We start from the raw sequence: 24,180 nt of genomic DNA on the forward strand, positions 1-24,180 counted from the left end.
CGTTGACGAGTTCGCCGCAGTCGGACTCGGCCGCCACCGCGACACAGACGACTGGCTCTCGCCCAGGAACCGGTCGAGCTCCGACAAGCACATCAGTTGACTTGGTACGGGGAAGGAGCGCAAGTGCTACGGACCGACCAGTAGTGCGGCCAATTCGCCTCGGCTGCTCGACTCGTGCAGATCACTGACTTGGCCGTCACCGACTTCGACGACCCGCCACAACCCCGTCCGAGCGAAGGGCCACGTCGGTTGTGACGAACCGGCATCCTAGGCGCCGCACTGCAGGCCCGATGTGATCAAGGTCGGGCACCAGCCCGCGCTCAAACGGGCTATCCGGATGGGGCGTCAGCAGCCTGGGTTCACCATCCAGCCACCAGACGCGCACTTCAGCCGCGACGGACTCAAGCCGCGAGAACGTCTCGAAGGCGCGGAGAACGATCCCACCAGCCAGGAACTCCTCCTGCAACTCCACAAAGCGCTGCACGACCCGTGTCAGACCCACGGCGTCGGCGAGATCGGGAATGAAGCACGCCTGCTCCCACTCGTGCTTGCGCGATTTGACGTAGTCCTTCACGATTCCCGAGCCTGGCAACAGAGGCTCGGAGAGAGCAGCCAGGTCGTCGGGGGTCAGCATCTCACCGGGCTTCGTGGGACGCCACACGCTCGCGGGCGTGATGTCGACGAACATTGCATGCCACCCTGGCAGTTCGTGAGCGGTGCGGTACTGCTCCGGTGTCACGAGCAGCTCGGTGCCACGTCGGCTCAGGGCCCCAGCCAACGCGGTGTATCGATCGCTGGGAATCATCCAGCCTCGGTACCACGCACTTCCCAGCCCAGCTGGAACTTGTGCAACTGCCTGCTGCGCGTCGCCCTGCAACAGCGCGTCGTGGTCGATCATCCCTACTGCCCCGCCACAGGCGCGGACCTCCCGAGCTTCCAGCGCGAAGTGTTCGTCTACGCGTCGAGGGTTCAACGAATCACGGCAGTACAGGACGGGCATCGGCATGACCGACACGCTACGGAACCTCCAGCCCTCGGGCCACGGGTTTCGCGCTGCCAGGCACGGCAGCTTGCCAAGTGCAGAGAAGCTTCCTCTGGGCTGTCGAGGTGCCGTGGGACCGAGCGAGCCGCATTGAAGCGAGGGACTTCTCCCGCTGGCTTCAGGTCGCCGGCCAGCCGAGGCGTCCGCACTGGCGATGCCCGAGCGATGCGGGTCCTGCGACCGCGCCCAGCGCGACGTACGGGCCAGGGCGCGGAAACACCTCCGCGGCAGGGCGGCCCAGGGCTCACCGTGATGGGGGGGCGACGGGGATGTGGGTGTGCTCGGCAAGTCCCGTGCCCGCCGCTAGCCATTGCCTCAAGCGCGGCTGGGCTGCGACTGTCTGGCGATGCACTTCTTGAGGGGGAGCGTCGTGTCCACGGCCTTCTCCCGTGGCAGAGGCGCGCCCATGGCGAGCGCCTTGCGCACGACGAGGAATTCAGCGGGGTTGTTGACGCACTCAACTGCGACCAGGTTCTCGCCCCGATACCGCAGAACGGTCATCCGGCTCGAACGTGCTCCAGGGCGCACGATGCTGTCGTCGTCCGGACGGGCCAATCCCGCGATCTGTATCTTGACATCTCCCTGTTCGGACCAGAACCACGGAAGGCTTCGGTACGTCGTACCACCTCCGACAAGAGTCAGGGCCGCCGCCTTGGCCTGCTCGATGGCATTGTCAACGCTTTCCAGCCGCAGCCGTGTCCTCGGCAAGTCCTCCTGTCCTGGCGATGGGTCGGGGAGATTCGCGCAGTCGCCCACCGCAAGGGTATGACCGTCGGAGGCGAGCGAGCAGCCGTCCACGACGATCCCGTTGTCGCAGTGCAGGCCCGCGGCGCGAGCCAGGCTTTCGCGGGGCTCGGCGCCCACACCCATGAGGACGAGCTGTGCGGGCAGTTGCTGGCCGTCATCCAGTTCGACACCCGTAACGGTTCCGTCCGCGTCGCCGTGCAAGCGACGGGGACGTGCGCCGGTGAGTACGCGAACACCTGCCTCGGTGTGGGCCGCTTCCACGATCTCCGCTGCAGCCCGGCTGACCACACGGTTCAACAGAGCGGGCGCCGTCTCCACGACCGTGGTCCGGACGCCGATCGCCGACGCGGTGCCGGCCACTTCCAGGCCGACGAAGCCGCCTCCGATGACGACGAGGTCAGTGACTTCGGCCAGGCGTTCAGCGAGGCCCTGAGCGTCGCGGACGTCCCTGAGTACGAGCACCCCCGTGAGGTCGGCGCCCTCGATCGGCAAGCGCCGTGGCCGCGCCCCTGTGGCCAGCACCAACCGTTCGAACTCCCAGCACCGGCCCGAGGCAGACGTCGCCGTACCTGCTCCGGCTCCGACCAGACTCAGGTGGCTTATCTCCTCGTTCAGCAGCAGATCTATCCGCTGCTCCGCGTAGAAGGAGCTGGTCCGCAACGCGAGGGACCCTAGGGAGGACTCCCCCCGCAGGAAGCTCTTGGACAGCGGGGGGCGGCCGTAGGGAGCGTGCGGTTCCTTGCCGACCACGGTGATGGGACCCTCCCATCCGAACCTGCGTGCGCTGCTTGCCACCTGTATCCCTGCCTGCCCCGCGCCCACGACGAGCAGGCGGCCGTCGACGCTCACAGTTGGGCTTCCGGTACGGTCACGCGGACCCGCTGCCCCGGTGCCAGAACCAGCTGACACGACAACCGGGAGTTCTCCTCGCGGTCGGAGGCGGCACAGTCCAGCATCTCGTCCTCGTCCTCACTGACCGGCGCGAAGTCGCCCGCGTTCTCTTCGGCGAGGAACACGTGGCAGGTCGCGCAAGACAGCACGCCGCCGCACTGGCCCAGGATGCCCGAGATGCCGTTGCGGACAGCGGTCTGCATGACGGAGTCGCCGGCCATCGCCTCGACCACTCGCTCGACACCGTCCGGCTGGTTGTAGAAGACTTTCGGCACGTGCGTGTTCCTCTCCGTCACCAAGTAACCGGGACGCTGGTCATGGGCCGCGTCAGCACGTCCTCACGAACGACCGGCTCACCCACCAGGCGCAAGTTCGGGATGCGTTTGAAGATCTCAGCCATTCCGACCTGAAGCTCCATGCGGGCCAGAGGGGCCCCGAGGCAGTGGTGCAGACCATGGCTGAGCGTCAGGTGTGGGTTGGCCTGCCTGGTGATGTCGAACCGTCCTGGGTCCTCCACCGCGTCCGGGTCGTGTCCGGCAGCGGTCGGATCGATGCTGACCGCTTCACCCTTGGCGATCAGCTGGCCATCCACAACCACGTTCTCCGTCGCGACGAACGGCACCAGACCCCCCGCACCGCCCACCGGACCCCCCATCTCGAACGGTCCGTGCCGCAGCACCTCTTCCGCGGCCGTAGGCGCCAAGCCGTCAGGGTCGGTCAGGAACAGTGCCCGCTGCTCGTCAGAGCGCAGCAGCGACAGCACGCCGGTGGTCAGGAAGTTGGCGGTATTGTCGAACCCGCCGGCGATCAGAATGAATGCGATGGGCAGTATCTCGGCGTCCGTGAGGGTCTCGTCCCGGTCGCGGGCATGCGCCAGCGCACTGAGCAGGTCGTCGCGCGGCTCCTCGCGCCGTTGGGTGATCAGGTCGGACATGTACCCGGCGAGCTCGACCATGTCAGCGGCGATTTCTTCCTCGGTCTTTCCCGCCACGGCGAGCATGGACGAAGCCCATCGCTCGAACTTCTCCCGGTCCGAGGAAGGCACCCCGAGCAGGGAGCTGAGCATCTCGATGGGCAGCGAAACCGCGTACTCCGAGATGAAATTGCGCACCCCTCCGCGCTCGATCATGCCGTCGATCAGCTCATTGGCGAAAGCCACCGCGGAGGCGCGCATGTCGCGCACCCGTCGCGGCGAAATGGCTTTCTGGACCAGCTTGCGCAGCTTCGTGTGCTGGGGTGGGTCCTCGAACTGCAGCGTGGTGCGCAGGAAGTCCGGGAACGGCACGAAGAACGGCACCACACGCTCACCGGTGCGGAACGGTTCGCGGACGAACCGGGGGTCGCTGAGCACCTCCTTGGCCGCGCGGTTGCGGTGCACCACCCAGACGTCTCCGCCGTACGGCATGGTTGTCCTGGTCATCGGGCGGTTCGCCATGAGACGCCGCAGATGCTCCACTGCCTCAGGGGCGGGCAGAGGAGCGAAAGGGAACTCGACGCCACCCGCGCTGGTGGTCTCGGTCATGGTGGTTCTCTCCGATGCGAGTCAGGTGGTGTGGGTCTGGGCGGCTGCGACGACCTCGGGGTTCAACCCGGGCGGCAGGGCCATGATCTCGTCGAAGTGCTCGGATACGGCTTCGACTGTCAGGGCCGGATCGTGGATGCCGGTGGTGTTCACCAGGGCTGTGCGGGTCACCGCACCACCGGCGGCGTTGAAGACCTCGCCGGTCACTTGGCACGAGGGGTGGACGAGGAATGCGGCCACGGGGGCGACGTGCTCCGGCAGAAGTTCGGTGCGCAGGTAGTTCAGTACGTCCGGCTCCAGCGAATCGGAGGAGTTCTCCACCATGCGGGTGCCCGCCCCGGGAGCCAGGGCGTTGACCAGAACACCGTGTTCGGCACCCTCTATGGCGAGATTGCGGGTGAGGGAGAACACCGCCCCTTTGGAGCTGCCGTAGTGGGTCATCAGCGGGTTGCCCAGCATGGCGGCGGAGATGGTGTTGACGATGCGGCCGGTTCCGGAGGCGGTCAGGTGGGGCCAGGCCGCGCGGCAGAGGTGGAGCGATCCGAAGAAGTGCACATCAAGATGGCGCTGGTACTCCTCGATGGGTACCTCGTCGAAGTGCCCGGTGCGGACGATACCCGCGTTGTTGACGACTGCGTCGAGGTGACCGAACTCATCGACGGCGGCTTGGACGACCTCCGCGGCTCCGCTCTCGGTGGAGATGTCGGCTCGGCTGGCCACGGCATGGCCGCCGGCTGAGTGGATCTCGGCGACGACGTCGCCGGCGGGATCGTCACCGTCCCGGCCCGCTCCGTCCACCCGGGCCCCGAGGTCGGCGACGACGACCCCGGCGCCGCGAGCGGCGAGCAGCAGGGCGTGTGCCCGGCCGATGCCACGCCCGGCACCGGTCACGACCACGACGCGGTCGCTGAAGGAGAGGGGTTCCACAGCAAAGTTCCCATCTGAAGAGCGGAGCGCTGTACGCGTACGCTGTCGGCTTCGGCCGCGCCGGCAAGCACGACCTGGTTGGCGGTCAGGGGCGGTTGGCGCCGCCGCTCGCGCGGGCCGGGGCCGTCCAGACCGTTCCTCTGCGATTTCGACGGGACTCGTCCCAGTCCAGGACGTCCAGTCCGGCGCAGATGTACAGGGTGTGCCGGTCGTGACCACCGAGAACGCAGGCAGGAGGCAGGGCACGCTCGGACGAGAACCGCACTATGTCGGTGACCGCTCCACCCTCGAGGAATCGGGCCACGGCCGGAACCGAGGGCATTCCGGCCCAGACCCCGCCCTCGTCGTCCAGGCAGATGCCGTCGGGCAGATAGGGGGTGGTGGCGAGGACCCGGCGTTCACTGAGCCGTCCGTGCTCGTCACGGTCCAGCACCGTGAGACGGTTGGCGAATGCTTCCGCGGTCACCAGCCGATCGCCGTCCGAGCTGAGGGCTATGCCGTTGGCGCCCGAGAAGCCGCCCAGTTCGGTCAACGCGCGGGCGGTGCCGTCGGGCTCCACGACGAGTAGCGCCGAATCATGGGGCTCCTCGCCTTGGAAAAACTCGAAGCCGAGCTGCGTCACATACGCGCGGCCGTCGGCGTCGACGACCATGTCGTTGATCGGGCCGGTTGCCAGTTGGCGCAGGTCTGCGTGTTCGGAGAGATGTTCTCCGTCGAACGCCAGGACGAGTCGCTCGTGCATTGAGGTCACGATCAGCCGCCCGTCGGGCAGCCATCCGAAGCCGCCCGGGATGGGCTCGACTCCGTTCTCCGGTGCGCGCTTGGAGAGGTCGACCACGGTCTGCGCGCTGCCGTCCTCGTCGAGCCGCACGATCCGGTGCGCGTACATGTCGCTGAACCACAACGTGTCTTCGTGCCAACGAGGGCACTCAGCCCACGTGTAGCCCCGCGAAAGCAGTTGCGGTGTGATGTCGAGGGCGTTTGCGAACGGATCGACAGCGGTGTCGGTCACGGGTCCTCCTGGGCATCGCGATGATGGCGGAGCCGGCGCGGGACGGTCATCACAGCTCTCCTCGTGCTAGGCGCGGCGTGGAGTGGGGCATGGCATGTCAGGTGCGTGCGGTGGCTGTCGTCCCGCTGGCTGCTTGAGGCTAGGCCGGATGTGAGGAGGCCCGACGCGGTTGTCCCGGTCAGTGGACGGCTTGTCGACGGGCAATTGGTCAGGCCGCCGCTTCACTGATGATGAGCTGACGGCCGTCCCGGAACGCCGTGGTTCGCCACGGCAGGAATCGACGAGCTCTAAGGCGGCGGCGGTGGGGACCACAAAGAGAAGTGCGAGCGGTTCGTAGCCCGCGCCTCCTCGTGCCACGGCGCGACCGCGCAACTCCCAGCTCAGTCACTCCCAGACCGGGAGGAGCCCCGGTGCAGGAGCAGGCTGTCCGGGTCGGGTGCGCGCAGCATCGTCCAGTAGTCGACAAGGCGCCAAGGGCAAGTCACCCAGGCCCGGCCTGAGGCGTTGCGGTAGTAGCCGTTGGCAGTGCCGCCGTGCTTCCACACGGTCCGGTCCAGCTCCTCGTCGACCCGCGCGTTGTACGCCTCTGTGGCCTCACGAGTGGGCTCCATAGCCGTGTACCCGTGGTCCACCAGGTGCCGCAGACAGGCGATCGCGTAGTGGACGTGTTCCTCGCTGGTGACGTTGTGGCCGCCGCCGTGATTGGGGGCCGAGTTGGGGCCGGCGGTGACGAAGAAGTTGGGGAAGCCGGGGACAGTCACCCCCAGGTGGGCGCGAGGGTCACCCCCGCCGTCCCACTCATCGGCGAGGGTCGTGCCGTCGCGTCCCACGACGTCCAGGAAGCTCAGGTATTCGAGCCGGAACCCGGTGGCCCAGATGATCACGTCGGTCTCGAGGAATTCTCCGTTGGTCAGGCGCACTCCGGTCGGTTCGATGTGCTCGAATCCGGCCCGGTGCAGCGCCACGTCGTCGCGGCGGGCCGCGGCGAGGAAGCCCGGATCCTTCACGATCCGCTTGGCGAACGGCGGGAAGTCCGGGGTGAGTATCTCCAGCAGGTCGGGTCGGTCGCCCAGTTCCTCGTGCAGGTGCTTCAGGCAGATCTGCATGAGGCGGTCGTTGGCTGGGGATGCGGAGACGTGGTCGGCGTACCACTGCGGGTCGATGCGCGGGATGTCGTAGCTCTTGTCGGCCGTGAACCAGTGGGTGACCAGCCGGTACCACTGCTGGTAGTACGGCATGTGCCGCATCGCCCAGCGGGTGGGCCCGGCGACTCGGCTGACCACATTGCGCTCCGGGGCGATCCAATGCGGCTGACGGAACACCACGTCCACGTGGTCGGCCCGACCCGCGAGGCTCGCCACCACCTGCACGGAGGTGCAACCGGTGCCGAGTACGACCACTCGCTTGCCCGTAAGGTCGATCCTCTCGTCCCACTCGGCGGTGTGCATCGCCGTACCGGCGAACGTGTCCGCCCCGGGGATGTCCGGCACGGAGGGGCTGTTCAGGATGCCGGTCGCGGTGATCACCGCGTTCGCCTCGTACGCCTGCTCGCGGCCGTCGGGGCCGGTCGTGGTCACCCGCCACAGTTGTCGCTCGTCGAGCCACTCGCAGCCCAGCACCCTGGTACGCAACGCGATGTGCGGGCGGATCCGATACTTGTCGGCGACGTGGTGCAGGTAGCGCAGGTACTCCGGACCAGTCGGGTAGAACTTCGACCACTCCGGGTTGAGCTCGAACGAGTACGAGTAGAAGTGGCTGGGGGTGTCGACGGCGGCCCCTGGGTAGGTGTTGCGGGACCACGTACCACCAATGTCCTCGCCCGCTTCGAACACTTGGTAGGTGAAGCCCGCCTCGGCGAGTTTCACCGCGGCGTTGATCCCGACCATCCCGGCGCCGACCACGGCGACCCGGAAGTCCGGTGGGACGGGCCGGTGCTGCTGTCTCGGACCGGACGACGGCCCGAAGCCTGCCTGCTCACGCAGGTAGGGGCCATATTCGAGGCCTATCACGTCGTCGGTGGCGACTCGCGCCATTTCCAGGAACAGCTCGTCGTCCGGATCGCGCAGCACGGGTTCGAGGCCGCGGTACAGCAGTTGGTGGGCTCGGCGGCGCACCTCCCTGGCAACCTCCTCGGGGTACTGGCCGGGCAGCAGCACACGGTCGGGGCGGGCGGCCTTCGCCGCGGCCAGCCGTTCGCGGAACTCGGCTGGGAGGGTGCGGTCCCCGGTCATGTGGACCAGCGCCATCAGCAGGGGACCGGGCTCGGCCATGTCGATCGCGGTGCGCAGCTGTACGGGATCCGCGTCGGGAACCGGATTGACCTCCCGGGTCGGCCGGTCGTCACGGACAACGGACGTCGTCATGGGTCCTCACTCGGTCGGGAAGAACGGCGTAACTGACCTGCGGTGGGCGGAGTTCACCAGGGCAGCGGGTGCGCCGCCCTGGCCCGCAGCACCCCGGCTATCTCCGCCAGCGCCTGCCGCCCGCGGGCCAGGTGGTACAGCTGCATCAGGAAGCCGTGCCCCACCCCCGGGTAGCGGGTCAGGGTGGTCTGCACTCCGGCTTCGCGCAGTCGTCGGGCGTAACGCTCCGACCAGTCACGGAGCGGGTCGAGCTCTCCCACCGCGACAATCGCGGGCGCGACCCCGGACAGGTCGTCGGCGTACGCGGGGATCTCGTCCGCGCCCGGGGCTCCGGACGCTCCGTCCCTGGCGAGTTCGTGCATGTAGAAGATGTCGTCGCGGGTCAGCACCGGGGCGTCGGCCAGCTCCTGCACGGATGCGGCGGCCATGTCCCGGTCCAGGCCCCCGTACATCAAGACCTGGGACATCAGCCGGGGCGCGCCCCGGTCGCGGGCGCGCAGGGCGACGAGCGCGGCCAGGGTGCCGCCGGCGCTGTCCCCGGCGACGGTGATCCGGTCGGGCAGCACGCCCAGCTCCGCCGTGTGGGCGGCCACCCACTCGGTGGCCGCCCAAGCGTCTTCGACCTGTCCGGGCGGCGGATGCTCGGGCGCCAGGTGGTAGTCGACGGCGACCACGTGGTGCCCGGTGTATGCGGCGATGGCACGTGCGAACGGCTCGAAAGAGTGGTTGGAGCCCATCACCATGCCGCCGCCGTGGAAGTACACGATTCCCGGCGACTCGCCGTCCGCGGTGGGGCTGTACACCCGCAGCGGCAGCAGACCGTGCCCGCACGGGATGGTCAGATCCTTCACGGCGGCCATCTCCGGCATCTCGGCCGGGTGCGGCATGCTTTCCAGGCCGGCGCGCACCGCCGTGAGGCCGGTCTCGCGCATGGTGGCGGAGCGTGCGGCGCGCCGTGCCTCGTACAACACGGCAGCGTCCCGGTCAGGGGTGGGGAGGCGGCGGGTCATGGTCGTACCTTTCTCCGTGGTGGAAGAGCGCAGGGGGCGGGCCGTCGGGCGGGGGGCGTGGTGACCTTTCAGTCGTGCCCGGGAAGCTCGTGCCGCTTCCCGTCGAGCTCGACGCCCACTGTGGCGGGAGGCGAGGAGTGCTGTGGCGGCATTCCCGCAGGTCGCGAGGCGGTCCACCGCCGCCGCGCTCTGCCATCTCGTACTCGAACCGCTGGGTCGACGTCGACTAGCACTGCTCGTCGGTCCTGGTCTTGCCGAGCCGGATCTCGACGTCTTGGATGAGCCGTGACGGTCGTCATTGCTGCCTCCGTGCGTGCGCCGAGGGCGGTGTCGTGGGCCGTGACGGGTCCAGTACCGTCCGGTCCGCGCGCGCCGCCCGAGCTGCCGGTGGTGAGGCTAGGGAAGCGGCCGACGACACCGCCCTCGGCCGTCCCGCTCAGCGGGACCGTCGGTAAGTCGGTCCTCATCCGGTTCGCGGGGGAGCGAGGCCACGCGAAGCCGCACCTGACGCTGCCCGGCCTGCCGGAGGGAGTGGTCCCGGTCGTCGTCGTCCAGGGGTAAGTGCCGACGGGTGCCGATCGCCGCTCGGTCATTCCAACCAAGCAATTGCTTTGGAGGGTGCGCGGCGGTCATACTCGGCAAGGACGAAGGGAAAGCATGACCAACGACGAGGCCCACTTCCACTTCAGCAAGATCCTGGTGACCGACCCCGAGGCTCAGTTCGCCTTCTACTCCTCCGTGCTGGGCATGGCAGAGAAATACCGCGTCAGCCACGGAGAAGGGGACGACGCCCTCGAAGAGATCATCATGACTTCGGCCCACGGCGGTGCCCCGACGCTGGTGCTCCTGCGCTACCTCAACCGACCCAAGCCGGCCCCCGGGGAGGCCGTGCTCGGCTTCCGTGTGCCGGACGTCGAAGCTGCCGTGGATCGGGCCATTGTGGCGGGCGGCACCGTAGTTCAGCCGCCGAAGGCAATGCCCGAGTTCGGTATCTCGGTGGCCTTCGTTCTCGACCCCGAGGGCCACCGACTCGAACTGGTCCAACCGCTGTAGGCGCCTCGCCCACGCCCCTCTACGGCACAGTCGGCTGGTCCTGGCCTTCAGGACTGTCACCCGCGTAGGCGACTTGGTCCAGGAGTTGGGCAGGGATGACCACCCCGCCCATGCCGACGGCTCAACCGCGTTTCCTCGGCCGGACCGTCCGCGCCCGCGTTCGTCGGGTGTGCTCTCCCGACATCGGGCCGTTCACATCCGTCCGGCGGCGTGCCGGGCGGCCACGGATGCGTACACCAGACCCTGGCCGATAGTGGCGCCTGCACCGGGGTAGACCGTGCCGAAGGCGTTGGCGGCGGTGTTGCCGATGGCGTACAGACCGTCGATGGGGGAGCCGTCCGGCCGTAGGACACGGGCGTCGCCGTCGGCCCGTAGTCCACCGCAGGTGCCCAAGTCGCTCAGGACGACACGGACGGCGTACAGCTGCCCTGCCAGTGGTCGCAAGTTGGGGTTGGGGGTGACCGTCGGGTCGCCGTAGTACCGATCGTACGCGCTGGCGCCGCGGTGGAAGTCGTCGTCGTTTCCGGCCGCGGCCATGTCGTTGAAGCGGCGCAGCGTGGTGGTGAAGGCATCCTCCGGCAGCTCGGCGCCGCGGGCGAGAGCGGCGGCATTACCGGCCCGATGGGCGATGCCTGCCTCGTACCATTCCTTGGGAAGGGCCATTCGCGGGAAACTGGCCCCCGCGAACACATAACTGTTGCGGTACTGCTGGTCGAAGACCAGCCACAGGGGGCCGGCCGGATCGCCGACGCGCTCCCGTTCCAGCAGGCGCTGTCCGAAACTCATGTAGTCGATGGCCTCGTTGATGAAACGCCGACCGCTGCCGTCGACGATGAGGGAGCCGGGCAGGGCACGTTCGGCGAGCAGGACCTGCGGGGAACCGCCGGGGAGCGGCGCGACCGCGGGGAACCACCAGGCTTGCTCCAGCAGATCGGTATCGGCACCGATGTCCTGCGCCATACGTATGGCGTCCCCGGTGTTGCCCGGGCTGCCGAGGCTCCAGCCCGGCTCGAGGTGCTTGGACTGGTGGGTGCGGCGCTGCTCGATGTCATGGTCGAACCCGCCGGCGGCCAGCACCACTCCCCGCCGGGCGATCACCGTCACCTCATGGCCTTCCTGCTCCAGCACAGCGCCGGTGACCCGGTCTCCGTCGGTGATCAGGCGGCGCAGCGCGGTCCGCGTCCACACCGGGATTCCGGCGCGCAGTACCCCGGCGTACAGGCCGGCGGCCAGCGCCTGTCCGCCGGCGGCGTACTCGCGGCCGATCAGTTTTCCGCCGAGGCCCTGCGCCGCGCGCTTCGCGATGCGCGGGACGCCGGAGCGCGGCAGGCGGGCCACCAGGTTCATCCACCGGTAGTCGGCGCCGGTGATCGGCATCGGCACGGGCGACTCCATCACGGACGGACGCAACCGGGCCCGCTCTCTGCCCAGTACGGACAGGTCGAAGGGGCGGCATTCGCAGGTACGGCCGACGGCGGAGCCGCCGGGCAGTTCCGGGTGGTAGTCGGCGTAGCCGCGGGCCCAGAAGAAGCGCATCGGGGTGACTCGCCGCAACATTCGCAGGGTTTCCTCGCCGTGCTCGAGGAAGCTGTTCCACCGCTCCTCCACGGTGCTCGTGCCGACCACGGACTGCAAGTAGGTACGGGCGCGTTCGGCGGTGTCGCCGGCACCCTCGGCGGCCAGCAGGGAGCTGGCAGGGATCCAGAAGGCACCGCCGGAGCGGGCCGTGGAACCGCCGACGTACTCGGTCTTTTCCACGATCAGGGTACTGAGACCCGCTTCGTGCCCGGCGAGGGCGGCGGCCATGCCGGTGCCCGCGCCGACGACCAACAGATCGACGGTGGTGCGGTCGACGGCCGGAACGAGAGTCAGTACGTTGTCGGGCATGGCGGTCTCCTCGTGGTGCTGCTGCACGGTGCGGCGAGTGTCGTACGGGACGGGACGGGTCGGAAAGTGCCGGTCCCGGTGTACGGGACAGGAGTGCCCTGACGCCGCCTTCGGCGTGACCGGAAGTCCTCGAATGACGCTCACGCGCTGAACGGGAAGGTGATCTCGACCACGGTGCCGAGCCCGGGCGTGCTGTCGAGACGTACGCGGGCGTGGTGGAGCTCTGCGATGGCGGCGACGATGGACAGGCCGAGACCGGTGCCGCCGACCGCACGGCTGCGACCCTTGTCCGCGCGGTAGAAGCGGTCGAAGACATGGGCTTGCGATTCCTGGGGGATACCCTGCCCCTGGTCTTCGACCCTGAGCGTCGCCGAGTCGGAGGTGGCCGTCAGCTCGACGCCGCAGAAGGCCTCGGGAGAGGTGTGCATGCGGACGTTGCCGAGAAGGTTTGCCACCAGGCTGCGGAGCTGCGCCGCGTCGCCCAGCACCATCACCCCGTCCTCGATGTGGACGCTGCGGGGGCGGTCCGGCTCCACAGCCGCGGCGTCCTGACAGGATTCGGCGACCACACGACTGAGGTCGACGCGTTCACGTTCTGATGGGTCCTCCTCGTCGAAGCGGGCCAGCATGAGAAGGGATTCGACCAGCCGAGTCATGCGATGGACCTCGGAGAGCATGCGGTCGATGGCCGTGTCGACCGCGGCGGTGTCCATCAGGGCTCCGTGCTGGTAGAGCTCCGCGTAGCCGCGCAGGGACTGCAACGGGGTGCGCAGTTCATGGGAGGCGTTCGCGACGAACTGGCGCATGCGTTCCTCGGACGCCTCGCGTGCGGTGAGTGCGGCCTGGATCTGGTCAAGCATGCGGTTGAGCGCCACGGCGAGCCGACCGACCTCGGTGGCAGGGGCGGTGGTGGCTTCCGTGACGCGACACGAAAGGTCGCCCGCCGCGATGGAGTCGGCCGTGGCCGCCGCGTGCTCCAGTGGGCGCAGCTCACGTCGTACGACGGCAGTGGTAGCCGTCGCCACGATGAGCAGTCCGGCCACTTCGACGATCACGATCGCCGCGGCGTCCCCGCCCGTGCCGAACCACGTGAACGCGGTGGCGGCCATCGCGCACGCGCACAAGGCGGTCACGACCGCGCTGAGCCGGGTGTACAGAGGCCGCCTCAGCATCGCGGTTCTCGAATGCTGTAGCCGACGCCGCGCTGGGTGTGGATCAACGGTGGTCCCAGCGGATCGGTCTTGCGCCGGAGGTAGCTGATGTAGGTGGCGACGATGGTGTCGTCGCCGTTGAAGTCATAGGACCACACGTGGTCCAGGAGTTGGGACCGTGTCACGACGCGCCCCTGGTGGAGCATCAGGTAGCGCAGCAGACGGAATTCGGTGGGCGACAGATCCAGCGGTACCCCGGCGCGCTGCACGGTGTAGGCGACCGTATCGAGTTCCAGGTCGGCGACACGCAGCACTGGATCGCTGAGCTCCTGGTGCCGGGTGCGGCGCAGCACGGCGGTGATGCGGGCAGCGACCTCGTCGAGCCCGAACGGTTTCGTGACGTAGTCGTCCCCACCTGCGGTCAGTCCTTTGATCAGGTCCTTCCGGGTGTCGCGGGCCGTGAGGAAGACGACGGCGAATGGCAGGCCGTCCTGGCGTAGACGCCGCATCACCTCGAAGCCGTCGCCGTCGGGCAGCATCACGTCAAGCAGGATGAGCTCGGGGAGGAAGGAGCGGGCTGTGGCGAGCGCCTCGGAGACGGTGGCGGCGGTACGGACGTCGTAGCCGAGAAACCGCAGGAAGCGGCTGACGGTGTCGAGGATCGCTGGTTCGTCGTCGACCACCAGCAGCCGGCCGTACTGTGCCGGGGGCGCTCCGGTGTCCGTAGAGATCTGCTCCGTCATCCGTGTGTCTTTCCTGTCGCGTGAGGTCGGTCTTCTTCGAGCTTGTCCGATCGGCGAGCGGTGTTCCATGGGAGTTCCGTGTGAAGACCGGCCTGAGAGGCCCGTTGCGCCGAGTACCCGCGAGTCACCGACCTAGCGTGGAGTACGCCCCGCATCGGGGGCAGCAGCGCATCGGCCTCCTGCCCAGCCGCAAGCGCGCCCTCGTTCTCTGACATTCCAGGAGTCTTCGCGTGTCCACCTTCCTGTATCGCCTGGGCCGTTTCGCCTATCGGCACAAATGGCCCGTCATCGGTGCCTGGCTCGCCGTGCTGCTGGTGGCGGGTATAGCCGCGCTGGGCCTTATGAAGCCGTTCAGCTCGTCCACCTCCATCCCGGGGACGGAGGCGCAGCGCACCCTGGACGTGATGGAGAAGCAGTTCCCGTCCGACGACGGCAACGTGACCGGCAAGATCGTCTTCCGGGCTCCTGATGGACAGAAGATCACCGCGGGCGGTCCCGCGGAGGCTGTCGCCGACATGACCCGGGACGCAGGACGCGCGCCCGGCGTGGAAGCGGCTACGGCTCCTTCCGCCGAGACGGGTACGGTCTCGGCCGACGGCCGTACCGGCATAGCTCAGATCACCTTCGCTGCCGACAAGGCGGACGAGATCTCGGATGCCACGAAGCAGGAGATCGAGACGGCAGCCGGCGAGGGCCGCGCGGCAGGGCTGAGTGTCGAGCTCGGCGGTGACGCTTTCGCTCCCGAGCTCAAGGTCCTCGGCCCCATGGAAGCCGTCGGCGTCCTGATCGCTCTGGGCTTCCTGGTCTTCGTCTTCCGCACCCTGCGAGGCGCGATCATCCCCGTGGCCACTGCTCTCGTCGGCGTCGCCATCGGAGTGCTGTCCCTGCTGGCCATGACCAGCGTGATCACCATGGACAGCACCTCGATCATCCTGGCCGTGATGCTGGGTCTTGCCGTGGGCATCGACTACGCGCTGTTCATCGTCTCCCGCCACCAGACCCAGGTCAGGCAAGGTATGGACCCGGAGGAGTCCGCCGGGCTGGCGACCGGTACAGCCGGCGGGGCCGTGGTCTTCGCCGGTGCCACCGTGGTGATCGCCCTGGCGGCGCTCGCGGTCGTGAACATTCCCTTCCTCACGGTCATGGGCCTGGGTGCGGCCGCCACCGTGGTCGTGTCCGTCCTGATCGCCGTCACCCTGCTGCCGGCCGTGCTGGGGCTCATGGGCGCCAAGATAGCCACCAGCACCGTGCCCGTCCTGCGCCGGTCGGCCCAGGGCACACAGCGCCGGGTGACCGCTTCGGGGCACGCCGCCCCTGGGCAGCGATGGGCGTCGCTGGTCGCCCGCCGGCGATGGATGGTGCTGGTCACGTGCGTACTCGGCCTCGGCATCATGGCTGTCCCGGCGGCGGACCTGCGGCTCGGACTGGGCGGTGGGGCGGACCCGCACAGCTCCGCGGGCCGCGCGCAGGCCCTCATCGACGAGGGCTTCGGCCCCGGCTACAGCGGCACCCTGGTCGTCCTCACCCAGGGGCAGGACAAGACCGCCGTCATGTCGGCCGCGACCGACCTCGCCTCCCAGGTGAAGCAGCTGCCGGACGTGTCCGCGGTCTCCCCTCCCGTACCGGCTCCTTCCGGTGACGCCGCCCTGGTCAACGTCACCCCCTCCAGCGGTCCGGAATCGGAGGCCACCAAGGACCTCCTGGCCGAGATCCGCGAGGTTCGTGGTGGCATCGAGCAGCGCACCGACACGACCCTGAACGTCACCGGCACTTCCGCCGTCAACATCGACGTGGCCGACAAGCTCTCCTCCGCTCTCCCCCTGTACTGCCTGCTGGTGATGGGGCTGGCCCTGGTGCTGCTGATCGTCGTCTTCCGCGCCATCGCCGTCCCGCTCAAGGCCGCCCTGGGCTTCATGCTCTCCCTGGCCGCTTCCCTGGGGGCGCTGGTCGCGGTCTTCCAGTGGGGTTGGCTGTCCGATCTGCTCGGCATCACCCAGACCGGCCCGGTGCTCAGCTTCCTGCCCATGCTGCTGGTGGGCATTCTGTTCGGACTGGCCATGGACTACGAGGTCTTCCTCGTTTCCCGCATGCGCGAGGAGTACAAGCACGGCAAGCCGCCGACCGAGGCGATGGTCCGCGGGTTCGGGCACAGCTCGCAGGTGGTCACCGCCGCGGCCCTCATCATGATCGCTATCTTCGCGTCCTTCGTCTTCGCCGAGCTGCAGGTGATCAAGGGCATGGGCTTCGCGCTCGCCGTCGGAGTCCTGCTGGACGCTTTCGTGGTCCGTATGACCCTGGTGCCCGCGGTCATGGCCATCCTCGGACACAAGGCCTGGTGGCTGCCCCGTATTCTCCAGCGATGGCTGCCCGAGGTGGACATCGAGGGTGAACGCCTGGCTCAGCTGCACACCGCGCCCCACCGGCCTGACGAACCGCACCTCGCCCGGCAGCCCACTTCGGTCGGTGCCCACCGCACCTCCACAGAGGAGTGACGAAACCGTCCGCTTGAACACGCTCCCCCCCGCGGGCCCTCGATGGGCCGCCCGCGGGGGCAAGTGCGTCTTCCCCGTCGAACTCAGGCCCGGGCGACCGGCAGGGTGCTGCGGCCGTTGACGACCCGAAGACGTCTTTCGACCTCGGCGGCCGCGGAATCCTCGAACGAGGTCTCGTGATCGAGGATCGTGCGCAGCATGCTTCGGGCACTGAACTCGATGTCGAAGTCGATGGACGTGATGGCGGGCGTGGCGATGCGGGCGAGAGGGGAGTTGTCGACCCCGATGATCCCCACGTCGTCGGGAATGTTCCGTCCGAGCTGCTGGGCGGCTCCGAGAACGGCCAGTGCCACCTCGTCGTTGTAGGCAGCGATCCCGACGGGAACGTCGGGCAACTGCGCCAGGGAACCGACCGATCCTTCCTGAGTGAGGTCGACGTGCAGCGTCGGAAGGACGTGGAGACCGTTGCGCAGGCTCCATTCGTGAACGCCTGCTGCCCTCGGAGAGGCGAACCGGTGTTCGCGCGCGTCCACCGCTATGGCGGCGACGATCGTCCGGTATCCGCAGGTGGCCAGGTGTTTCGCCTGTCGCTGACCGATCGCGGTGTCCAGGTGCTCCTGCGATGCACGTGATTGCTCCACGACGAGCGCACCATGGCGTTGCAGTCGCCTGCGGTCGGACTCCTCCAGCGGCGCGAGGCTGACGACGGCGTACGGCCGAAGGCCGAGTACAGCATCCTCGATCGGTTCTGCCGCGGTCGCGAGACGGAGCAGATTCACGTAGCCCTCCCGTTCGAGCCCGCTGGTCAGCACGTCGAGGAAGTCCCGCAGTCGGGGTCCGAACGTGATGTTGGGCACCAGGGTGATCACGATGTCACTCGTGCCTCGTGCCAGCGTCCGCGCCGCAGTCGAAGGACGGTATCCCAGACCCTCCGCGGCTTCCCTCACCCGGGCGGCCGTCTCCGGCGAGAAGCGGTCTCCATGGCCATTGAGAACCTGGCTCACCGTCGACCGTGAGACCCCCGCGCGCGCCGCCACATCCTTGCTGCTTGTCATTGATCCTCGCCTCCCGCAGCACGTTAACACGGGACAATCCATAGTTCATTAACGCGAAGCAACGCATGGTTACACCTCGCTGACCTGCCAATTTAACAAGTAAGCAACTTGAGTATTGACGCGAGACAACCGGAGTGTTGTCCTTCTCCGTACGCGCTCCGCGTAGCCACCGAGGTGAAGTGAGGCAGAAATTGACCAGGCCCGATCCGGTCGGCCGAACCACGGAGATTCCGCTCGCAACGTGGGAGTTTCGGCGAGACTCCTCAGCGGAGAGCACCGCGGTGCGGCTGCCGCACGACGCGATGATCGGCGAGAAGCGGGGGCCGTCCAGCCCTGGTGGCGCCGATGCGGGCTGGTTCTTCGGCGGGAAGTACGAGTACCGCACCACTTGGGCGGCCGGCTCCGAGGAGGGCCTTCTCGCAGCCATCAGGTTCGAAGGTGTACAGGGTGACGCGGACGTCTACGTCAACGAACAGTTCGTGGGACGGGTCAGAGGCGGGTACACCGAGAGGGAGCTGTCCGTTCAGGACGCGGTCAGGTGGGGGGCCGACAACGACATCCGGGTCGAGGTCGACAACAGCGATCAGCCCAATAGCCGCTGGTACTCCGGCTCCGGCCTCTACCGGCCCGCGTACGTGGTGCTGCGCCCGCCGGTTCACTTCGCCGATGACGGGCTGCGATTGCGTACCCTCGCCATCGGTACGGACGCGCACGTCCAGGTTGCCTACGAGGTGACGAATCCGTCCTCGGACGAGCTCTCGGTGACCGTGGAGCTGTGGGACGGCACCGTCAGGGCGGCCTCCGCAACGGGACTCCCCGCCACCGGGGTGGCCACGATGGTGGTCGGCCGGCCGAGGCCGTGGTCGGCCGACGCCCCTCATCGGTATCGGCTCATCGCCCGGGTGGAGCGCGACGGTGAAGTCATCGATGAGCGGCGTGAGTGGGTCGGGTTGCGCACCGTCGCTGTCGACGCACAGCAGGGGTTGCGAATCAACGGCCACACGGTACTGCTCCGGGGCGCGTGCATCCATCACGACAACGGGATCCTCGGCGCCGCCACGCACCGCAGTGCGGAGTTCCGCCGGGTGCGGATCCTGAAGGAGGCCGGGTTCAACGCCATCCGCAGCGCACACAACCCGATGTCCCGCCACCTGTTGGACGCCTGCGACGAGTTGGGCATGTATGTGGTCGACGAGTTCGCCGACTACTGGTTCGTCAAGAAGACCGCCCATGATCACGCGGACCGGTTCCGCGACACGTGGCGGGAGGACGCGGCGACCTTGATCGGGAAGGACCGCAACCGGCCCAGCGTGGTGATGTACGCGATCGGCAACGAGATTCCCGAGACCGCGACTCCTGAGGGTGTCGAACTCGCCCGCGAGATCACGGGCTACTTCCACGCCGCGGACCCCGGCCGGCCGGTCACCGTCGCCGTGAACATCTTCCTCAACGTCCTGGTTTCCCTGGGCGCCTCCCCCTACAAGCCGGGGAAGACCGCGAACGTCACGTCGGACAAGCAGACGTCGATGGCGGGCAGCACGGAGGCGAACAGGATGGTCAACCAGATCGGTCGGATGATGAACCTCGTGTCGCGGCTGCGCCGGGCCGACAAGGCCAGCCGAGACGTGTTCGGGGTGGTGGACGTCGCGGGCTACAACTACGGCCTCGCCCGCTACCGCCAGGACGTGAAGGCGTACCCGGACCGTGTCATTCTCGGCACCGAGACCCTCCCCGGGGATGTGGCCCGGGCGTGGTCCCTGGTCGAAACCCATCCCGCAGTCATCGGCGACTTCGTCTGGGCGGGCTGGGAGTACCTCGGCGAAGCGGGTGTCGGCGTGTGGGTGCCGGGGAAGCGCGCGGGCCTGTCGAAGCCGTATCCCTACATCATCGCTGGGCCCGGCATGATTGATCTGACCGGGCGCCCTGACACGTCGCTGCGTCTCGCGCAGGCGGCGTGGGGGTCCTTGCAAGAACCGGCCATCGCTGTCCGCCCGGTCGACCGGAGCGGACAGCCCGTGGTGCGCTCGGCGTGGCGCAGCACAGACGCGGTCGAGAGCTGGTCATGGCGTGGCTGCGAAGGCCGGTCGGCGGAAATCGAGGTGTACTCGGCCGACGAGGAGATCGAGCTGCTCCTGAACGGTCGTTCCCTCGGTCGCCGCAAGGCCGGCGCCCGGCGCGGATTCCGCGCCCGCTTCAGGACGTCGTACGAGCCGGGTGAACTGGTGGCCATCGGCTATCGGGGCGGAGCCATGGCGAGTCGCAGCATGTTGTGCTCCTCCTCGGGGCCGCTCAGCCTTCGGCTGGCGACGGAGCATCGGGTTCTGGTCGGTGACGACCTCGCGTTCATCACCGTCGCGGTCACGGACGCGGACGGCGTCGTGGAGATGCTTGCCGACGATCAAGTCACGCTCGAGATCAGCGGGCCGGCCGAACTCATCGCCTTCGGCACCTCTGCTCCGGCCACGGAGGAGTCCTTTGTAGAAGCCACGTGCACCACCTACCGGGGCCGCGCGTTGGCGGTGCTGAGGCCCACCGGAGATGGCGGCGTCATAAGTCTCCTCGCCCGCTCTGCCGTGCACGGCGAGGCCGAGATCGAGCTCACTGCCGCGCGCGAGGACGCGCATGGCGGAACGTCAGGGGAAGCATCCGAGGCCGGGCTCCTGCCTGCCGCGATGTCAGCGCTGGAAGCCGGATAGTACCGACCCCGCGCTCCTCCTCGACCGAAAATGGAGTCCTGTCATGTCTTCTGCCCTACCGTCTCAGCAACCCGTGGCCGGAGTTGGCCTCGACGAGGATCTGAATCCGCCCGTCGACGCGGATGCCACCGAGCCCAGTGAGCCGCCGCGCGTATCGGCATGGTTCATCTCCGTCTACACGCTGACCATGTTCGGCGCGAACCTCACCATGCTCGCGCCGATGCTGTTCGGCCTGGCATACAAGATCCAGCTGGTCGACCCGGGGAGCAAGGAGTCGAGCCTGGGGCTCGTGGTCGGCATCGGCGCCCTGTTCAACATCGTGGTCACCCCGCTCGCAGGGGTGCTCACGGACCGGACGAGGAGCCGCTGGGGCCGCCGACGGCCATGGGTCGCTGCGGGCATCGTCATCTGTGCGGCGGCCGGGGCCGCCATCGCGCTCACCTCGACCGTCCTGGCCATCGCCGTCGCCTGGGTCGTCTACATCATCGGTCTCGCCGCGATCCTGAGCGCACTGACTCCCGTGATAGCGGACCAGGTTCCCGAGTCACAGCGCGGCAAAGTGGGTGCGTTCACCGGAGTCTCCGTGCAGTTGGCCGGCGTTGCCGCGAGCCTCGTGGGCAGCGCCATGACCGACCACCTGCTGCTGATGTTCCTGTCTCCGGTCGCTGTCCTCGTCGTCGCGTTCATGTTCTACGTCTTCGCCATCCCGGATCGGCCCTCATCGAGTTCGGTGGATCACGGTCCCCTCTCCGCCGTCTTCAAGCAGCTGGTGTTCGACCCCCGTAAGCACCGCGACTTCGCACTCGTCTGGCTGGGCCGATTCCTGCTGCAGGTCGGGATGACCTTTTTCAGCACCTACCAGCTCTACTTCCTCCTGGACCAGATCGGTCTGGCCCCGAAGGACGCCGGTCAGAAGCTGGCCCTGGTCGGTGGGATCGGTATCGTCGTCACCACTGGCTTCGCGGTCGTCGGAGGGCTACTCTCCGATCGACTGCGGCGGCGCAAGCCCTTCATGTATGTCGCTTCCGCCCTCGCAACAGCCGGTCTGACCGTGATGGCCTTCGCGCCCAACGTGGTCTGCTACGCGATCGCGACGCTCCTCATCCTCGCCGCCGCAGGCTTGTTCGGTTCCGTCGACCTCGCCCTGGCCAGCGACGTCGTACCTGACCGTGCCGAGGCGGGCCGGTGGATGTCGATCCTCAACGTGGCCGGCTACATCCCCTCAGCGGTGGCTCCCGTCGCGGCACCGCTGATCCTGATGACCGGCGGCGGACAGAACTACACGGCCCTTTACCTGACAGCGGCCTTCATCGCCACCGGCGCCGGCATCACCGCCTGGCGGGTGCAGAGCGTCCAGTGAGCCGAATGTTCCGAACCTGAGAGGGCCGGGATCCGTGACGGTGCCCGATTCCTTTCGCCACGACGCATACAAGGAGCAGTACTCATGCCCGAACTTTTCTCCGACGACTTCCTGTGGGGCGCTTCGACCGCCGCTCACCAGGTGGAAGGCAACAACGTCAACAGCGACTGGTGGCTGATAGAACAGGGGCCGTACGGGCTCCAGCGCAGCGGCGACGGCCTCGACTCCTACCACCGCTTCGCCGAGGACATGCAGCTCCTCGCCGATGCCGGACTGAACGCCTACCGGTTCAGCATCGAATGGGCCCGCGTCGAACCTTCCCCCGGCGAATTCTCCCGCGCTGAACTCGCCCACTACCGTCGGATGATCGACACCGCGAAGGGCCTTGGGTTGACACCAGTGGTGACGCTGCACCACTTCACCCACCCGACCTGGTTCGAAGAGCAGGGGGCCTGGCTCAGTGACGACGCCGTGGGAGCGTTCGTCCGCTACGTCGAGTTCACGGCACAGATACTGCACGACGTTGATTGGGTATGCACCATCAACGAACCGAACATGGTTGCGGTCATGCACGGAATGCGAGTCCGCGCAGCACGCGGCGAGCAGATCGACCCGGCGGTGCTCGCCTCCCCCGACGAGTCCATCGGACGCATGCTGATCGCCGCGCACCGGGCAGCCGTGCCCGTCTTGCGAGAGGCGACCGGCGCGAAGATCGGGATGACTGTCTCCGCCCAGGCTCAGGAAGCCGCCCCCGGCGCGGAGCAGAAGCTCGCCGAGGTGCGCTACCTGTGGGAGGACATGTACCTGGAGGGCTGCCGCGGGGACGACTTCGTCGGGATCCAGGCGTACAGCACCCAGACCGTCGACAAGAATGGGCTGGTCCCGCACGAGCCCAGCCCTGACAACACCCTGGTGGGACTGCCTTACCGGCCGGACGCCCTGGGCATCGCGGTCCGCCACGCGCACCAGCTCCTGGACGGCATGCCGATCCTGGTAACGGAGAACGGAATCGCGACCGGCGACGACGAACGGCGCATCGCCTACACCTCCCAGGCGCTGCGCCACCTGGGTGACGCGATGGACGAGGGTGTGAACGTGCTCGGCTACCTGCACTGGTCCGCCCTGGACAACTTCGAGTGGGGCCACTGGGAGCCCACCTTCGGGCTGATCGCCGTCGACCGGCAAACGTTCGTCCGTACCCCCAAGCCCAGCCTCGCCTGGCTTGGGGCGATTGCCCGCAAGCGCACGCTGACCTGATCGGACGGCCCGGTGCCACCGTGACGGGCATCGGCCAGTCGCCCCCCCTCCTCAGTCGGCCGTTCTCATCGCCGGAACGGCCGGCTGCGGAAATCCGAGTTCCCCGATCCTTATTCGCCCAGAGGGAGAATCCATGGAGATCAAGAGCAACGTGTTCGTCGTCACGGGGGGTGGCAACGGAATCGGTAGGCGAGTCACACTCGAACTGCTTTCCCGCGGTGCACGAGTGGCGGCGGTCGATCTCAGCCTCGACGGCCTTGAGGAAACCCGTTCTCTGGCCTGTCCGAACGATCACCGACTCACCACCCACGTCCTCGACGTGGGCGATAACGCCGCCGTTCAGGGGCTTCCCGACATCGTGCTCGAAGCCCACAAGCAGGTTGACGGAGTCATCAATGTCGCAGGCATCATTCATCGGTTCGTCCCGCTCGCCGAGCTGTCACGGGACGAGCTGGAGCGTATTGTCAATGTGAATTTCTGGGGGACCGTCAACACAGCTCTCGCGTTCCTGCCTGCTCTTCGATCGCGACCGGCTGCCAGTATTGTCAACATCTCCAGCTTGTCCGGACTGGTCGCGTTTGCCGGACAGGGCTTCTACGGAGCCACGAAGGGGGCCGTAAAGCAGTTCAGCGAGGGTCTTTACGAAGAGCTCATCGATACAAACGTGGCTGTCACCACTGTGTTTCCAGGAAATATCAGCACCAACATCAGCGGAAATTCCGGTGTGACGATGATCGACGTCGGTGACCGGAAGGTGCGCGCGACCACACCCGAAAGGACTGCCCGCGAGATCGTCGACGGCCTCGCGAAAGGTAGTTTCAGGGTGCTGATCGGCACAGACGCCCGTCTGCTCGACAGGCTGTGCCGGATTTCGCCGAAATGGGCCACTCGCATCATAGCCAAACAGATGAAGTCAGTGTTGTGATGGGTCTGCCGGTACCTCTCCACTGGGCCACGGGAAACGGTCCGTGC

The 24,180-nt window shown here is 67.8% G+C and carries 18 protein-coding genes and 1 pseudogene; 7 read left to right on the forward strand and 12 right to left on the reverse strand.

All coding sequences use genetic code 11. The features are described 5' to 3' along the window. Nucleotides 1-126 precede the first annotated feature (126 nt). The 8 genes and pseudogenes from ACZ6JY_RS30105 to ACZ6JY_RS30140 all read right to left on the reverse strand — a co-directional run bounded on the left by ACZ6JY_RS30105 (nt 127) and on the right by ACZ6JY_RS30140 (nt 9,514). Nucleotides 127-1,006, reverse strand: a pseudogene (locus tag ACZ6JY_RS30105) (ATP-grasp domain-containing protein). A gap of 351 nt (nt 1,007-1,357) precedes the next feature. Further along, the gene (locus ACZ6JY_RS30110) at nt 1,358-2,638 is read right to left on the reverse strand and encodes an NAD(P)/FAD-dependent oxidoreductase (protein ID WP_469200860.1); all 1,281 of its coding nucleotides are present in this window, start codon (nt 2,636-2,638) and stop codon (nt 1,358-1,360) included. Beyond that, entirely contained in the window at nt 2,635-2,955 is a 321-nt protein-coding gene (locus ACZ6JY_RS30115) for a 2Fe-2S iron-sulfur cluster-binding protein (protein WP_469200862.1), read from the reverse strand. Before ACZ6JY_RS30115 ends, ACZ6JY_RS30110 begins: the two co-directional genes overlap by 4 nt. 17 nt (nt 2,956-2,972) lie before the next feature. Beyond that, entirely contained in the window at nt 2,973-4,202 is a 1,230-nt protein-coding gene (locus tag ACZ6JY_RS30120; protein WP_469200864.1) for a cytochrome P450, read from the reverse strand. Between the two features lie 21 nt (nt 4,203-4,223). Then, nucleotides 4,224-5,129, reverse strand: coding sequence for an SDR family NAD(P)-dependent oxidoreductase (locus tag ACZ6JY_RS30125; RefSeq protein ID WP_469200867.1), 906 nt, complete (start codon nt 5,127-5,129; stop codon nt 4,224-4,226). Nucleotides 5,130-5,214: 85 nt separating this feature from the next. Then, nucleotides 5,215-6,141 carry an SMP-30/gluconolactonase/LRE family protein gene (locus ACZ6JY_RS30130; protein ID WP_469200869.1) on the reverse strand — a complete coding sequence of 309 codons (927 nt, stop codon included), beginning with the start codon at nt 6,139-6,141 and terminating at the stop codon, nt 5,215-5,217. Between the two features lie 380 nt (nt 6,142-6,521). Beyond that, nucleotides 6,522-8,504 carry a flavin-containing monooxygenase gene (locus ACZ6JY_RS30135; protein WP_469200871.1) on the reverse strand — a complete coding sequence of 661 codons (1,983 nt, stop codon included), beginning with the start codon at nt 8,502-8,504 and terminating at the stop codon, nt 6,522-6,524. Between the two features lie 53 nt (nt 8,505-8,557). Further along, complete coding sequence (locus tag ACZ6JY_RS30140) at nt 8,558-9,514, reverse strand: alpha/beta hydrolase (RefSeq protein ID WP_469200873.1); 957 nt, start codon at nt 9,512-9,514, stop codon at nt 8,558-8,560. A 339-nt stretch (nt 9,515-9,853) separates the two neighbouring features. Here ACZ6JY_RS30140 and ACZ6JY_RS30145 point away from each other — a divergent pair, with 339 nt between their 5' ends. Both ACZ6JY_RS30145 and ACZ6JY_RS30150 read left to right on the forward strand, forming a co-directional pair. Next, the gene (locus ACZ6JY_RS30145) at nt 9,854-10,075 is read left to right on the forward strand and encodes a hypothetical protein (protein WP_469200875.1); all 222 of its coding nucleotides are present in this window, start codon (nt 9,854-9,856) and stop codon (nt 10,073-10,075) included. Nucleotides 10,076-10,171: 96 nt separating this feature from the next. Continuing rightward, nucleotides 10,172-10,567 carry a VOC family protein gene (locus tag ACZ6JY_RS30150; RefSeq protein ID WP_469200876.1) on the forward strand — a complete coding sequence of 132 codons (396 nt, stop codon included), beginning with the start codon at nt 10,172-10,174 and terminating at the stop codon, nt 10,565-10,567. Nucleotides 10,568-10,759: 192 nt separating this feature from the next. Here the strand turns inward: ACZ6JY_RS30150 and ACZ6JY_RS30155 are convergent, their stop codons facing one another. The 3 genes from ACZ6JY_RS30155 to ACZ6JY_RS30165 form a co-directional block, all read right to left on the reverse strand. Then, nucleotides 10,760-12,454: a 3-ketosteroid-delta-1-dehydrogenase gene (locus tag ACZ6JY_RS30155; protein ID WP_469200878.1), complete on the reverse strand. Its 1,695-nt coding sequence runs from the start codon at nt 12,452-12,454 to the stop codon at nt 10,760-10,762. A gap of 140 nt (nt 12,455-12,594) precedes the next feature. Continuing rightward, nucleotides 12,595-13,626 carry a sensor histidine kinase gene (locus ACZ6JY_RS30160; protein WP_469200880.1) on the reverse strand — a complete coding sequence of 344 codons (1,032 nt, stop codon included), beginning with the start codon at nt 13,624-13,626 and terminating at the stop codon, nt 12,595-12,597. Continuing rightward, nucleotides 13,620-14,348, reverse strand: a complete 729-nt coding sequence (locus ACZ6JY_RS30165) for a response regulator transcription factor (RefSeq protein ID WP_469200881.1) — start codon at nt 14,346-14,348, stop codon at nt 13,620-13,622. The genes ACZ6JY_RS30160 and ACZ6JY_RS30165 overlap by 7 nt, the downstream gene beginning before the upstream one ends. 230 nt (nt 14,349-14,578) lie before the next feature. Between ACZ6JY_RS30165 and ACZ6JY_RS30170 the strand changes: the two genes are divergently transcribed. Next, nucleotides 14,579-16,840 carry an MMPL family transporter gene (locus tag ACZ6JY_RS30170; protein WP_469200883.1) on the forward strand — a complete coding sequence of 754 codons (2,262 nt, stop codon included), beginning with the start codon at nt 14,579-14,581 and terminating at the stop codon, nt 16,838-16,840. 83 nt (nt 16,841-16,923) lie between these two features. Here ACZ6JY_RS30170 and ACZ6JY_RS30175 read toward each other — a convergent pair whose 3' ends face one another. After that, on the reverse strand, nt 16,924-17,937 hold the full coding sequence (locus ACZ6JY_RS30175; protein ID WP_469200885.1) for a LacI family DNA-binding transcriptional regulator: 1,014 nt from the start codon (nt 17,935-17,937) through the stop codon (nt 16,924-16,926). Between the two features lie 239 nt (nt 17,938-18,176). On the opposite strand from ACZ6JY_RS30175, the gene ACZ6JY_RS30180 reads away from it, so the two are divergent. From ACZ6JY_RS30180 to ACZ6JY_RS30195, 4 genes are all read left to right on the forward strand, one after another. Further along, on the forward strand, nt 18,177-20,591 hold the full coding sequence (locus ACZ6JY_RS30180; protein WP_469200887.1) for a glycoside hydrolase family 2 TIM barrel-domain containing protein: 2,415 nt from the start codon (nt 18,177-18,179) through the stop codon (nt 20,589-20,591). Further along, nucleotides 20,518-21,951: an MFS transporter gene (locus tag ACZ6JY_RS30185; protein WP_469200889.1), complete on the forward strand. Its 1,434-nt coding sequence runs from the start codon at nt 20,518-20,520 to the stop codon at nt 21,949-21,951. The genes ACZ6JY_RS30180 and ACZ6JY_RS30185 overlap by 74 nt, the downstream gene beginning before the upstream one ends. Before the next feature lie 84 nt (nt 21,952-22,035). Then, nucleotides 22,036-23,208: a glycoside hydrolase family 1 protein gene (locus tag ACZ6JY_RS30190; RefSeq protein ID WP_469200891.1), complete on the forward strand. Its 1,173-nt coding sequence runs from the start codon at nt 22,036-22,038 to the stop codon at nt 23,206-23,208. A 133-nt stretch (nt 23,209-23,341) separates the two neighbouring features. Continuing rightward, nucleotides 23,342-24,133, forward strand: coding sequence for an SDR family NAD(P)-dependent oxidoreductase (locus ACZ6JY_RS30195; protein ID WP_469200893.1), 792 nt, complete (start codon nt 23,342-23,344; stop codon nt 24,131-24,133). The last annotated feature ends 47 nt before the right edge of the window (nt 24,134-24,180 follow it).

The sequence above is a fragment of the Streptomyces sp. NPDC046335 genome (assembly GCF_055587985.1).

Bases quoted from the DNA above. Each gene is read 5' to 3' on its own strand.
- ACZ6JY_RS30190 (WP_469200891.1), top strand. From the start codon at position 22,036: ATGCCCGAACTTTTCTCCGACGACTTCCTGTGGGGCGCTTCGACCGCC.
- ACZ6JY_RS30160 (WP_469200880.1), bottom strand. From the start codon at position 13,626: ATGCTGAGGCGGCCTCTGTACACCCGGCTCAGCGCGGTCGTGACCGCC.
- ACZ6JY_RS30185 (WP_469200889.1), top strand. From the start codon at position 20,518: ATGGCGGAACGTCAGGGGAAGCATCCGAGGCCGGGCTCCTGCCTGCCG.
- ACZ6JY_RS30140 (WP_469200873.1), bottom strand. From the start codon at position 9,514: ATGACCCGCCGCCTCCCCACCCCTGACCGGGACGCTGCCGTGTTGTAC.
- ACZ6JY_RS30175 (WP_469200885.1), bottom strand. From the start codon at position 17,937: ATGGATTGTCCCGTGTTAACGTGCTGCGGGAGGCGAGGATCAATGACA.
- ACZ6JY_RS30155 (WP_469200878.1), bottom strand. From the start codon at position 12,454: ATGCCCGACAACGTACTGACTCTCGTTCCGGCCGTCGACCGCACCACC.
- ACZ6JY_RS30195 (WP_469200893.1), top strand. From the start codon at position 23,342: ATGGAGATCAAGAGCAACGTGTTCGTCGTCACGGGGGGTGGCAACGGA.
- ACZ6JY_RS30150 (WP_469200876.1), top strand. From the start codon at position 10,172: ATGACCAACGACGAGGCCCACTTCCACTTCAGCAAGATCCTGGTGACC.
- ACZ6JY_RS30120 (WP_469200864.1), bottom strand. From the start codon at position 4,202: ATGACCGAGACCACCAGCGCGGGTGGCGTCGAGTTCCCTTTCGCTCCT.
- ACZ6JY_RS30165 (WP_469200881.1), bottom strand. From the start codon at position 14,348: ATGACGGAGCAGATCTCTACGGACACCGGAGCGCCCCCGGCACAGTAC.
- ACZ6JY_RS30135 (WP_469200871.1), bottom strand. From the start codon at position 8,504: ATGACGACGTCCGTTGTCCGTGACGACCGGCCGACCCGGGAGGTCAAT.